Annotated in this window: 10 protein-coding genes; 1 reads left to right on the top strand and 9 read right to left on the bottom strand. The window is 70.7% G+C overall.

From position 1 onward, the window contains the following. Positions 1 to 62: 62 nt before the first annotated feature. The 7 genes from RM788_RS47155 to RM788_RS47125 all read right to left on the bottom strand — a co-directional run bounded on the left by RM788_RS47155 (position 63) and on the right by RM788_RS47125 (position 9,993). Positions 63 to 1,478 (bottom strand): BNR repeat-containing protein, encoded by a 1,416-nt coding sequence (locus tag RM788_RS47155; protein ID WP_315927580.1) that lies wholly within the window; start codon positions 1,476 to 1,478, stop codon positions 63 to 65. Next, positions 1,475 to 2,416, bottom strand: a complete 942-nt coding sequence (locus RM788_RS47150) for a hypothetical protein (RefSeq protein ID WP_315927578.1) — start codon at positions 2,414 to 2,416, stop codon at positions 1,475 to 1,477. The genes RM788_RS47155 and RM788_RS47150 overlap by 4 nt, the downstream gene beginning before the upstream one ends. Positions 2,417 to 2,474: 58 nt before the next feature. After that, positions 2,475 to 4,013 (bottom strand): cupredoxin domain-containing protein, encoded by a 1,539-nt coding sequence (locus RM788_RS47145; RefSeq protein ID WP_315927576.1) that lies wholly within the window; start codon positions 4,011 to 4,013, stop codon positions 2,475 to 2,477. 67 nt (positions 4,014 to 4,080) lie between these two features. Continuing rightward, positions 4,081 to 8,043, bottom strand: coding sequence for a ThuA domain-containing protein (locus tag RM788_RS47140; protein ID WP_315927574.1), 3,963 nt, complete (start codon positions 8,041 to 8,043; stop codon positions 4,081 to 4,083). 33 nt (positions 8,044 to 8,076) lie between these two features. Then, positions 8,077 to 9,144 (bottom strand): multicopper oxidase domain-containing protein, encoded by a 1,068-nt coding sequence (locus RM788_RS47135; protein ID WP_315927571.1) that lies wholly within the window; start codon positions 9,142 to 9,144, stop codon positions 8,077 to 8,079. A gap of 277 nt (positions 9,145 to 9,421) precedes the next feature. Next, positions 9,422 to 9,589, bottom strand: coding sequence for a hypothetical protein (locus RM788_RS47130; RefSeq protein WP_315927569.1), 168 nt, complete (start codon positions 9,587 to 9,589; stop codon positions 9,422 to 9,424). 140 nt (positions 9,590 to 9,729) lie between these two features. Next, positions 9,730 to 9,993 (bottom strand): zinc-ribbon domain-containing protein, encoded by a 264-nt coding sequence (locus RM788_RS47125; protein WP_315927567.1) that lies wholly within the window; start codon positions 9,991 to 9,993, stop codon positions 9,730 to 9,732. 107 nt (positions 9,994 to 10,100) lie between these two features. Between RM788_RS47125 and RM788_RS47120 the strand changes: the two genes are divergently transcribed. Beyond that, positions 10,101 to 10,250 (top strand): hypothetical protein, encoded by a 150-nt coding sequence (locus RM788_RS47120; RefSeq protein WP_315927565.1) that lies wholly within the window; start codon positions 10,101 to 10,103, stop codon positions 10,248 to 10,250. A gap of 103 nt (positions 10,251 to 10,353) precedes the next feature. On the opposite strand, the gene RM788_RS47115 is transcribed toward RM788_RS47120, so the two are convergent. Continuing rightward, the gene (locus RM788_RS47115) at positions 10,354 to 11,457 is read right to left on the bottom strand and encodes a sensor histidine kinase (protein ID WP_315927563.1); all 1,104 of its coding nucleotides are present in this window, start codon (positions 11,455 to 11,457) and stop codon (positions 10,354 to 10,356) included. After that, a complete protein-coding gene (locus RM788_RS47110) occupies positions 11,454 to 12,116 on the bottom strand; it encodes a response regulator transcription factor (protein WP_315927561.1) in 663 nt (220 codons plus the stop codon). The genes RM788_RS47115 and RM788_RS47110 overlap by 4 nt, the downstream gene beginning before the upstream one ends. Between the last annotated feature and the right edge of the window lie 109 nt (positions 12,117 to 12,225).

Here is a 12,225-nt window from a genome sequence, read left to right as displayed (position 1 = left end):
GACATCCGACGGCAATCCCGCACGGATGGGCTGTCGCTTCGTTTTCCGGACGGCCGGGGGCGCTACCCCAGCCGGATGTCCGCCACCCGGATCGGCGACGGGGTGGTGCCGGTGGAGGCCTGCTGGTACTGCACGGACAGCACGCCGTCGGTGGCGATCCTCGACGTGTCCACGTTGACCTCGCCGAACGCGTTCATGCCCGGCCGGTCGAACACGAGGGTCCAGTCGGTCCAGCCGCCGGCCTTGCTGGCGGACACGATCCGCGCCCTGGGCATGATCAGGTAAGCGTTGTCCGCGCTGTCGAACACGATCTTGGTGCGCTGCGTGGAGCCCGGCGCGACCGGCACCTCCCGCTTGGCCCAGGCGCCGTTCGCGCCGCGCACGAGGTGGAACGTGCGGCCGTACTGCGCGCGCTGCTGCGCGTAGTTCGACACGCACTGGGTGAACCGGCCCGGCACGTAGCTGATCACCACGTGCGGGGTGCCCGTGGAGTCGGCCGCCTGGCTCTCCTGGTTCATCAGCCCGTGGTTCGGGTCGAGCGGATCGGCAACCAGGCCGGGCGAGCCGATGCCGACGCGCGTGCCGCCGGTGGTGCCGACCTGCGTGCCCGCGCCGTTGCGCCAGGTGCGCCCGCGGTCGTCGCTGTAGACGTAGCCGGTCTCGTGGTTGGTGAGCCCGCCGCTGTTGCACAGCACCGCCGCGTTGCCCTCGCGCCACGTGAACGACGCGTGCAACCGCCCGCCGCGGTCGTAGGTCAACCCGTGCAGGTACATGTTCCTGGTCGTGGACACGACCCCGTTCGGGCCGGTCCACGAGCCGGTCGCCGACGACCACGCGCCGAGCTTGCGCCACGTGCCCGCGTCGTACTCGGCGAGTTCGTTGACGCCGTTGCCGGAGCCGCCGGTGCGGTAGCTGAACTGGAGCCTGCCCTCGGGCGTGACCACGAACTGGGGGTAGCTCATCCCGCCGAGGTCGACGCCGTCGAAGGTGCGCTGGACCGCGCCGAACCGGGCGGCGGTCCAGTCGCGGGAGGAGGCCTGGGACACCAGGCCCGCCTCGGACTTCACGTAGAACACCGTCGTGTTGTGGGTGTCCATCGCGACGTGCAACCTGCCGTCCTGCGGCGAGATGCCCAGCGAGATCACGTTGTGCGAGTCGTCGACGCTGAGCTGGTGCGGCAGCACGACCTTCTGCCACGCGGTGTTCCCGGTCAGCGCCCGCCGCGCGACGACGGCGTTGCGGGTGCTGGTGTACCAGGCCGTGTACTGGTAGCCGGAGTAGGTGAGGATCGCGTCCTGCTGGAACGAGTCGTTGTTGACCAGTCCGTCGTAGGACACGAAGTACAGCGCCGACGGGTCGAGCACGGTGTCCGACAGCAGGGTGGCTCCGGGAGCCGCGGACGCGGGGCCCGCGGGCACCAGGAGCGCGGCGGCGGCCAGGAGCAGGGCCGCCGCCGCGTTGCGCACGGTCGCCCTCACAGCCGCGCCTTCCCCTTCACCGCGACGGACGCGCCCACCTGCGCGAGGCGTTCCGCCGCGCGTTCGCGGGCGGTGCCGCGGCCGCTCTCCGCCGAGGTGGCCTTGGCCGCCGTCGGCGCGGACCGCTCCCCCACGACCCCGTTCCGGATCCGGTTGTTGTCCGCCACCTCGGCCGCCGGGGTGTTCGCGGTCAGCACGAGCGAGCCGTTGATGACGTTGTCGTCCAGCGTCGTGCGGCCGCCGGTGGTGTTGGAGATGCCGACGTCCCTGGCGAAGTAGCCGCCGGAGGCGCACGAGTCGAGGCCGCCGTTCGGTCCGAGTTGGACACCGCCGACGTTGCCCGCGAACGTGGCCTTGCCCTGGACCGCGCTGCCGCAGACCACGCTGCCGGTCGCGTTGTTCAGCACGGACAGGGTTCCGTCCACGAAGCTGTTGTGCAGGTCGGTGAGGTACGCCCCGTTGGTGCCGACGTTGCCGATGACCTCGCTGTCGGTCACGGACACCTCGCCGACGCCCGCGTTGACGCTGCCGTCGACCTTCGAACCCTGCTCCGCGAACAGGAACCCCTCCACCGTCGCCGAACCCTTCGGCTGGAGCACGACACCGCCGGTGTCGGTGTTCTTCAGGAAGACGCCGAAGCCGCCCGCCGCCAGGGTGACGTCGCCGTCGATCCGGGAGTCGGTCGCGTCGAGGTAGCCGTTGGCCGCGACGCCGACCGCGCCGTTGACCGTGCCGCCGTTGATCACCAGGTTGCCGCCCGCGGCCACCCGCACGTCGCCGGTGATGACGGTGCCCCGCAGGGAGCACGACTCCCCGGTGGGCACGAAGAGGTCGTTCGGGACCGTGACGGCCCCGCCGCCGCCCACGCAGTACGTCACCAGGTCCGCGTTCGCGTTCTGGGCCGTGCACATCACCGTGGCGGTGAGGACGGCGCTCAAGATCGCGACGCTGGATGCGGTCCGTGTAGCCATCTGAGTTCTCCCTAGCTGGACGAAGCTACCTGCCGATGTCGGATCGCGATGCCGCGCGCACGATGGCGACCTGCTGCCTGCGGGTGAGCGCGCCGCCCGCCACGAGGTCGTCGGTGACGAGTTCGACGTGCCGGACGAACGCCCCGTGGTCGGGGTATCCGCGGTTCTGGTCCACGAGGTCGCCGACGGTGCAGCCGTTGCCGGTGTCGGTGTTCGCGACACCCGTGTCGTACTGCCCGATGACGACCGTCGGGCGCTCGTCGGAGTCGGGGCAGGCGTCGGTGCCCGAACCGACGACGGCGAAGGACACCGATCGCGCCGCGGCGGCGTTGCCCGCGTTGTCGGTGGCCCGGTACTGCACGGTGTGCGCGCCGACCGCGGTCACCACGACCGCCGCCGAGTACGGCGTCCAACTCCCGCTGTCCAGCGCGTACTCGACGAGCTTCAGCCCGGATCCGGTGTCCGAGGCGGTGATCGTCACCGTCGCCCGGTCGACGTAATCGCCGTTGGGGCTCTTGGTCCCCGTTACCGCGGCGGACGTCGTCGGGGGCGTGGTGTCGGTCGGCGGCACCGCGACGACGGTGAAGCTCACCATGCCCTCCGGCGAGGCGTTCCCCGCCTTGTCCGTCGCCCGGAAGTGCACCATGTGCGAACCGGTCTCCGTCACGTCGAACGGTGCGGTGTAAGGGGTCCAGGCGCCGGAGTGCGCCTGGTACTCGCGGAGTCCGACGCCGGAGTCGGAGTCGGTCGCGGTGATGGTGACGGTGGCCTTGCCGACGTAGGCGCCGTCGGCGTCCTTGGTGCCGGTGACCTCCGCCGACACGACGGGCGGGGTGGTGTCGGAAGGTGGTGCCACGACCCGGAAGGACACCGATCCGACCGCGGAGGTGTTCCCCGCCCGGTCGGTCGCCCGGAACTCCGCGGTGTGCGCGCCGACCGCGGTGACGCGGACGGGTTGGGTGTAGGGGGCGAAACCGGCGCCGTCGACCTGGTTCTCGGTGAGCTGCACACCGGAACCCGCGTCGGAGGCGTTCACGGTGACCGTGGCGGAGCCGAGGAACTCACCCGAGGAATTCTTCTGGCCCGCGACGTCCGCGGTCACCGTCGGCGGGGTGGTGTCCTCGCCGCCGGGCGCGACGGTGAACTCGCCGACCATCGTCCCGTGTCCGGGGATGGAGCAGAAGTAGCGGTACTTGCCGGGGGTGAGCGTGACGGTGGCCTCGTGCCTGCCGTCCTGGGCGTCGAACGGGTTGGCCAGGACGTTCAGGTCGACGTCGTGGTTGAAGCCCTCGGCCGAGGTGTCGAAGGTGAGGGTGTGCGGCATGCCCGTCGTGTTGCCGGTGGCCTCGCTGTTCTCCCAGACGATCTTCGCCTCCCCCGCCGCGGCCGTGGTCGGGGCGGACTTGTAGCGGGTGATGTCGTTGTCCGCGGTCCAGGTCAGGACCTGCTCCTGGGCGGTCACGGGCGCGGTGGTCCGCTCCGGTGCCGCCGAGGCCTGGATGACGGCGGCCAGCGACACCCACGTGAAGGCGACCGCCGCGACGGCGATCCAACGTCGAATCATGCTGCACCTTCCCTGAGGGCGGTGGTCCGCCGGCGCGCCCGAACGCGCGCCGGCGGACCCGAGACGACTACAGCGACCGCACCCGGATGTCGCGGAACTCGATCACGTCGTTGGTGCCGTGGTTCTGCAGGCCGAGGAAGCCCTCGGTGAACTGGCGCAGGTCGGTGGGCGGATCACCCGCGCGGGAGGACTCCTTGCCCGGCGTGTTGTCGAACTCGTTGATCACCACGCCGTTGCGGATCATCGTGTAGTGCTGCCCGACCACCCGGATCTCGTAGTCGTTCCAGACGGCCTTCGGCGTCGCGCCCGCGTCCGGCAGGACCCTCGGGTCGAAGTTGTAGACCGATCCCGTCTTCTGCGGCTCGCCGGTGTCGCCGTCGTAGATCTGGATCTCGTGCCCGCAGAAGATCGCGACCCACGCGGGTGAGGTCCGCGCCGAGCCCACGGTCCCGCAGCTGCCCGGTGGGCGTTCCGCCAACGGTGTGCGCGGATCCGGGAACCTGGTGAACACGCCGCTGTTGGCGCGGGTGCCCTCCGGCGACACGTCGCGGAACTTCAGCCGCACCGAGAAGTCGCCGAACTGCTTGCGGGAGTACCACAGCATCCCCAGCCCGCCGGAGGAGCGCAGCGAGCCGTCGGGCTGGATCGAGAACGACCCGCTCGGGGCCTGCGTCCAGCCCTGCAACGACTGCGCCGTGCCGTCGAAGATCGGCTCGTACCCGGTGTTCTCCGGCTTGCCGATGTCCGATCCCGCCGCGGTGCGGACGATCGCGCCGTTCTCCCGACCGGTGATCACGCCGTCGCGCTGCAACCGGTCGGCGACCGACGTGGCGTGGCGGACGAACGCGCCGTGGTCCGGCCACTGGCTCTCGTCGTCGATCAGGTCGTTGATCGTGCACCCGCCGCCGACGGACTTGTTGGCGACGCCCGAGTCCGAGTCGCCCACCCACACCATGTCGCGGTTGTCGGACGTCGTGCAGCCGACGGTCACCGCGACCGGCACCACCTGCGTCTCACCGTCCGCGTAGGTCACGGTCAGCTTGGCCTGGTAGCTCCCGACCCGTGCGTAGACGTGGCGCGGGTCGGCCTCGGTCGACGACGAGCCGTCGCCGAAGTCCCAGCGGTGGGACGCTCCCCCGGACCGGGAACCGGTGAAGCCGATGGTGAGCGGTTTGCCCTGCACCTCGACGGACGTCGCGGCGGGCACCGGGGTCTTCGCCCCTCCCTTGTAGGTGATCCGGATCAGCTTCTGGTTCGGGTGCAGGGTGAAGAACCCGCCGCCGTAGTCGAGCAGGTAGAGCGCGCCGTCCTGCCCGAACTTCGCGTCCATCCAGCTCTGCAGCCGCTCGTCGCCGTTGCCGCTGGGGATGATCGCCCGCAGCGACTCCGCGAAGGCGGGTGGGGCGGCCACCGGGACACCGGCCGGGTCGACGGTCACCGCGATCCGGTTGGCGGCGCTGGACTGGTCGCCGATGAACCACTTGTCGTCCCAGTACTCCGGCCAGGCGACACCGCTGCCGGTGTCCACCAGTTCGCGGTGGTAGGTGGGCCCCGTCATGACGGCCTGGCCGCCGCCGCTCAGGTACGGCTGGGTGTACACGGCGTCGGCGGCCTTGTAGGTCGGGACGCCGCTGCCGTCGGGACGTGCCGGGAAGACCGGTCCGCCACCAGCCGGCGAGTACCAGATCATGTTCTTCTTGACCGGCGGCAGGTCGACCAGGCCGGTGTTGCGCGGCGAGTTGTTCTTCGGCGCGTCGCAGTCGTACCACCCGGTCAGCTTCGTCGCGTCGGTGGTGCTCCGGTCGCGGTAGGGCTGCTTGTTCCCCATGCAGTAGGGCCAGCCCTGGTTGCCCGCCTCGGTGATGATCGTCGCGGTCTCGTACTTGGCCGGGCCCAGTTCCGGGTTCGGCGAGGTCGCGTCCGGACCGACCCACGCGGCGGTCAGCCACTGCGTGACCGGGTCGATCTGCAGGCGGGAGATGTTGCGCACGCCCATCACGTAGATCTCCGGCCGGGTCTTGTCCGTGCCGGGCGGGAACAGGTTGCCCGCCGGGATCGTGTAGGTGGCGTCCGGTTCGGGGTGGATCCGGATGATCTTGCCGTTGAGGTCGTTGGTGTTCCCGGCCGTGCGGCGGGCGTCCTGGAAGGACAGTCCCTCCCACTCGGCCGTCCAGTTGTTGCCGGAGTAGCCGTCGGAGCCCAGGGAGGAGTTGCTGTCGCCGGAACCCACGTACAGGTTCCCCTTGGCGTCGAACGCCATGCCGCCGCCCGCGTGGCAGCAGCTGTGCTGCTGGACCTCCCACTGGAGCAGGTCCTTGCGGGTGGCCAGGTCGATCGTCTGCGCGGTCCGGTCGTAGGTGAGCCGCGAGACGGTCCGCTTGCCGGTCCGCTTCTCCCGGTCCACGGTGTCCTGCGGCATCCAGTAGACGTAGAGCCAGCCGTTCTGGGCGAACGCCGGGTCGGGCACGATGCCCAGCAGGCCCTCCTCGTTCTTGACCAGTTCGGAACCGCTGCCGCGGTTGCCCATCACCGGCAGCGTCGCCAGCAGCGAGACCTTCTTGGTGTCCGGCCTGTACTGGTGGATCGTGCCGCAGCCCAAGCCCACCTTCGGGTTGGTCCACTCGACGACCGGGCCGGTCTGGCACGCCGCCCTGCCGACGTAGAACACCGTGCCGTCCGGGGCGATCGTCAGGCCGTGCGGCTCGCCGATCTGGTCGAGCTGACCGGTCTGGTTGGCCGCGGTCAGCCGCTCGACCTTGTAGTTCGCCGCGATGGTGGCCTGGCAGTCGCCGCGCACCAGGCCGGTCGTCCACTTGAGGGCTCCGGCCAGGTGGCCGCGGAACGCGTCCTCGCCGTAGCTGTCCTCGGTGTGGCCCATGCCGGTGTAGAAGGACCGCCCGCCTTCGTAGTCGCGGCACCAGGAGATCGGGTGGAACGGCCCGTTGGCGCCTTGACCGGCGGCGTAGTGCTGTTCCTCCACCTGGGCGACGGTGTGCACGATCCCCACCGGGTTCGGTTCCCAGTTGTACCAGCGGTCGGAGCGCGTGATCGTGAGCGGCAGGCCCGCGTTGGCCGGGTGCTGCCGGTCGACGACGTCCACCACGGACTGGTGCACGTCGGGCGTCGGCGGCGCGTCCCCGGAGACCAGGCGCAGGTCGGCGAGCTGGAGCAGCGGTTCACCGGAGTTGGCCGTGATGGTGAGCCGGTAGTTGGCGAAGGGCCTGGGGTCCGCGATGGCGAACGACCGGGTCTGGAGGCGCTCCGGGAACGCCTGACCGGTCTGGCGGTCGAGGTCGGTCCAGGTCGTGCCGTCCGCGGAACCCTGCAGCGTCCAGTCCTTCGGGTCACGGCCCTGGGAGTCGTTCGCCGACGTGAGCGTGTAGCGCTTCGCCGCGGCGGCGGTGCGCAGCTTGTAGGCCACCCACCCGGTCGGGGTGCGGGAGAGCCACTTGGTGGCCGGGTTGCCGTCGGTCAGCTTCTCCTTGGTCTCGTTCGGCGCGTTCTCCCCGCTCGCCGTGACCGCCTCCACCACGGGCTCGCTGCCGACCGGTCGGGTGCCGATCAGGCCGGTGAACCACGTCGACTGGTCCTGCGCCTTGGCCGCGTCGGCCACGCCGAGGAATCCGCCGCCCGCCTTCACGTACCCCTGCAGGACGGCTTCCTGGTCCGGGGTGAGGGTCGTGCCCTTGGCCGACAGGAACACCACACCGCGGTACCGCGCGAGGTTCTCCGCGGTGAACGCGGCGGGGTCGGACGACTCCTGCACCGCGATGCCGTCGGCCGCGCCGATCTCCCGGATCGCCTCGACCGCGCGATCGACGGGGTCCTGCTGCTCGGCGGCGGCGCCGTGGAAGACCAGGACCGACACCGACGCGGCGGCGCCCACCGCGGGCACCGGTGCCGGCGCGGCGACGCCCGTGGACGCGGAGGTGAGCGTCCCTCCGAACACCACCACCGCGGCGACGACCGCCGACAGCGCTTTCCTGCCCCTTCCCCCGCGACGCGCGCGTGGAGAACTCCTTGGCCCCATGCCCCACTCCTTTGTCGTGGCAAGGCCACGAGGTCATCGTGATGGCGAGTGTTGGTGCTGTTCCCCTGCCGGGTCCGCCGTCGGCGCGGGCGTCTGCGCGACCGCCCCGCCGTGGGCGTGCCCGCGGAAGCGGTCGATCGCCTCCTGCGCGCCGGGCGGCATGCCGCCGTCGGCCGCGCGCACGAGGAAGATCCCGGACATCCCGGTCTCCGAGTGGTTCTGGACGTGGCAGTGGTACATCCACGCACCGGGCCCGACGCCTTCGCCCGCCAGGACCTGGAACCCGAACGAGCTGCCGGGGTTGAGGTCCTTGTTGTCGATCACCTGACTGGGATCGGTCGGGCCTTCGAGCATGCCGGTGCGGTTGTCCGCCCACCGGTGCGCGTGCAGGTGGAAGGTGTGGAACTGGTTGCCGTGGCCGATCGCGATCCACTCCACGCGCTGGCCCAGGTTCGCCTCGAACAGCGGCGTGTTCGGCGCTACCTGGTTGTTGATCGACATCTCGTTGAACACGGCGGTGAACTGCTTGTCCGGCAGGATGTCGCCGCGTCGGCGCACCACCAGCGCGCCGTAGAGCCCCCGTGCGATGCCCAGGGTCCCGTGGTCGGTGCCCATGGCGTGGTCGTGGTAGTGCCAGTACCCCGCGCTGCCGGGCATCCAGCGCCGTCCCGCGGCGGCGAACATCTCCCGCGAGCGCCACGTGTAGGCGCGGGTCTCGCCGGGGTTGTTGAACGACGCGTTGAGCGGACTCCCGTTGGACTCGACGCTGTAGTCGACGCCGTGCGGGTGGATGGACATCCGCCGGTCGGTGTTGTTGACCAGGGTGATCTCGAGCGCGTCACCCTCGTAGATCTCCAGCACTGGACCGGGGATCGTCGCCTGTCCAGGCGCGAGGCCGTAGCCGTAGAGGTTGCCGGGCAGGGCTTCCGCGTACATCGTGACCTTGCGGACCGCACCCGTCTGCGCCGTGGCGGACTCGTAGGGCGCCGCCACGCCGAGGGTCATGGCCACCGGCGCGGCCAGTCCCGCCGCTCCCGTGGCCAGCACGGTGCGGCGGGACACCAGGTTCGTGAACCAGCCGGTCCGGGCGCGCTCGTCCATCGTTCTCCATCCGGTTTGCGGGAATCGGTTCAGAACGGGAATCGGAATCACCGGACCGGGACGGCGGACAGCATGAGGACATGGCGGTGCACAAATGGCGGTATACGCGTTTCCGCTCTCGAAGGCACCGCTCGGGAGCGGTCGCCGACGTTGTTGGCCTGCATTTCGAGATGGTGGACGTCGCGGGACTTCTGCATCAACCATTCGAAACTTATGCATGTTCCAGACAAAAGTGTAGAGCCAAGTGGCCCAATGGACCGGACAGCTCTTGTCATGGTCACCGAGGTGTTCGGCGCTGGCCCGCGCGGTGGTTCGCCGCGTCGACCAACTTGCCGAGCATGATCGAGGGCAGCCACCCGTCGTTCTCGCGCATTGCTCCCGCGGCCGGAACGAATTCTTTTTCGCCTGGAATCAAGAACGGGTCGGGAATCCGCGCGTCACGCATGTCGCACTTGACAGCCCGACCACAATGGGCGGTTGAACGCCTGTGCGGAATCGGGAATTCGCCCGCTCACCGAGACCTTTTTCCGTTCCGGCTGAACGGCCGTGCGGTTCGCTCGACAAGCGGTCGGGACAAACCGGCGGTCACACCTGGTGCGGCGAGCCCAGCGGTCCGTTCGCCTGCCGGAGCAGGTGGGTGGCCTGGTCCTTGGACAGCCCGCCGGCGAGGCCGCAGAAGGTGCACTGCGTGCTGTACCGGGTCTTGACCGGGAACAGCGGGATGAAGAACAGCGTGAACTTCGTGACCGCCCGGTGCACGGGGTGCGCCGCGGAGTTGCCGCACCTCGGGCAGAGCAGCGTCAGCATCGCCAGGACGAAGACCTTGGTCCGAAAGCCGAAGATCACCACGTCGCACTCCCCCGCTCGGGAACCGTCACCGCTGGTCGACCGGCACGCCGGTACTCGCCGACCAGCCTACGCACACCCCCGTCGCCCGCCCCGACACGATCGCCGGAATGACGTTCGTCGACGGGCACACCGTCGCGGGACTCGCCGGGGAACACGGCGTTCCCGCGGCTGTGGCACAGGAGTTGACCGGGCTGCTGCGCCCCGGCGTCGTCCTGGTGAAGCACGGGGACAGCTCGACCACGGCCTGTTCACGCTGACCCTGGCCGTGGGCGCCTGTGAGGACATCGCCGCCGGGTGCTGGGAGGACCCGCGGTTCGAGCAGCAGTGCTGAGCCGCGGCCAGGCGTTCGGCTGGACGACGTCATCCGATGACGTGGTGGGGGGTGCGCCACCGCACGGTGGTCGACAGGCCGCCTTCGGGGCGCGCGCTGGTGGTGAGGGTGGCGTGGTGCGCCTGGGCGACGGCGTTGACGATGGCGAGGCCGAGACCGTGGCCGTCGCGCGTGGGCCCGAGTCGTTGGAAGGGCTGGAGGAGCCGCTGGACCTGGTCGTCCGGGATGACGGGTCCGCTGTTGACGACCGACAGGACCGCCTCCGAGCCGGACGTCAGCGTGGTGATCTCCACGTGCCCGTCCCGGTGGTTGTGCCGGATGGCGTTGTCGACGAGGTTGGCGACGAGGCTTTCGACCAGTCCGGGGTCCCCGGTCGTCATCGCGGGCGCGAGGTGTCCGGTGAAGCCGATGCCCCGGTGCGCGGCCTGCTCCCGGCGGGAGGCCAGCACGCCCGCGACGACGTGGGCGAGGTCGACGGTGTCCCGGCGGGTGACGCCGCGTTCGCTGGTGGCCAGGGTGAGCAGTGCCTGGACGAGCCGTTCCTGGTGCCCGCCGAGGGCGATCGCCTCCTCGCACGCCGAGCGCAGGGTGTCGGCGTTCGCGTCGGGGTCGGCGAGGGTGACCTCGAGGAGGGTCCGCAGACCGGCGAGCGGGGTGCGCAGCTCGTGGGAGGCGTTGGCGACGAAGTGCCGCTGGGCGTCGAAGGAGGCTTCCAGGCGGGCGAACAGGTCGTCGAGGATGGAGCCCAACTCGGTCAGCTCGTCGACGGGCTCGCCGAGGCCGAGGCGGTGGTGCAGGTTCCCGGCGGAGATGGCCCTGGCGGTGGTCGTGATCTCCCGCAGCGGGCGCAGCGACCGGCCCGCGACGAACCAGCCGACCGCCGACGAGAACGGGACGAGCAGGACGAGGGCGATGGCGGAGCCGACGAGCAGCCCGTGCGGGCCGATCCCGTCACCGGTCCCGGTGATCACGGCGGGAGCGGAGCCGTGGACGGGAGTGGTCGACCGGAGACCGGCCAGGGGGATGGCCGCCACGGCGAGGACCACGATCCCGACGACGAAGGCGGTCGCGGCGTGGAAGGCGGTGAGCCGGGCCCGCAACGGGCGGCGGGGCGGCCGGCGGAGGTCGGTCATGGTCGTCCGATCCGGTAGCCGCCCTCGCGGATGGTCGTGATCACCGCCGGATCGCCGAGCTTGGCGCGCAGCCGGTGCATCGTGTGCTTGACGGCGGAGGAGAAGGGGTCGGCCGCCTCGTCCCAGACCCGTTCGAGCAGTTCCTCGGCGGACAGGACCAGCCCCGGTGAAGCGAGCAGGCATTCCAGCAACGCGAACTCCTTGGGGCTGAGGTCGAGGTGCCTGCCCGCGCGGAACGCCGTCCGGCGGGCCGGGTCGAGGGTGATGTCCTCGCAGGAGAGGGCGGGGGGAACCGGCCGGGTGGAGCGGCGGGCCAGTGCCCGGACGCGGGCGACCAGTTCGGCGAAGGCGAACGGCTTGGGCAGGTAGTCGTCGGCTCCGAGGCCGAGCCCTTCGACGCGGTCCTCGACCGCGCCCGCCGCGGTCAGCATCAGCACGCGGGTGTCGGCGCGGTCGTCGGCGAGCCGACGGCAGATGTCGTCGCCGTGGACGCCGGGCAGGTCCCGGTCGAGGACCACCACGTCGTAGCGGGTGACGGCCAGCCGGTCCACGGCGTCGTTCCCGTCCAGCACGACGTCGACGGCCATGCCCTCGCGCCGCAGCCCGGTGCCGATGGAACGGGCCAGCACCTCGAAGTCCTCGACCACCAGGACTCTCACCGCGGATCACCTCCGGTCGTGCGGGACGGACGGTGGAAAGGACCGCGGGGTCGACGCATCACCCGCGTCACGATGCCAGGTGGGAGGTTCCAACCAGGTCGCGGTCGTC

This window comes from Umezawaea sp. Da 62-37 (genome assembly GCF_032460545.1).
GTDB lineage: Bacteria > Actinomycetota > Actinomycetes > Mycobacteriales > Pseudonocardiaceae > Umezawaea.
This window is presented reverse-complemented; position numbering and strand designations above follow the sequence as displayed.

Bases quoted from the DNA above. Each gene is read 5' to 3' on its own strand.
- RM788_RS47145 (WP_315927576.1), bottom strand. From the start codon at position 4,013: ATGATTCGACGTTGGATCGCCGTCGCGGCGGTCGCCTTCACGTGGGTG.
- RM788_RS47135 (WP_315927571.1), bottom strand. From the start codon at position 9,144: ATGGACGAGCGCGCCCGGACCGGCTGGTTCACGAACCTGGTGTCCCGC.
- RM788_RS47120 (WP_315927565.1), top strand. From the start codon at position 10,101: ATGACGTTCGTCGACGGGCACACCGTCGCGGGACTCGCCGGGGAACAC.
- RM788_RS47140 (WP_315927574.1), bottom strand. From the start codon at position 8,043: ATGGGGCCAAGGAGTTCTCCACGCGCGCGTCGCGGGGGAAGGGGCAGG.
- RM788_RS47130 (WP_315927569.1), bottom strand. From the start codon at position 9,589: ATGCGTGACGCGCGGATTCCCGACCCGTTCTTGATTCCAGGCGAAAAA.
- RM788_RS47115 (WP_315927563.1), bottom strand. From the start codon at position 11,457: ATGACCGACCTCCGCCGGCCGCCCCGCCGCCCGTTGCGGGCCCGGCTC.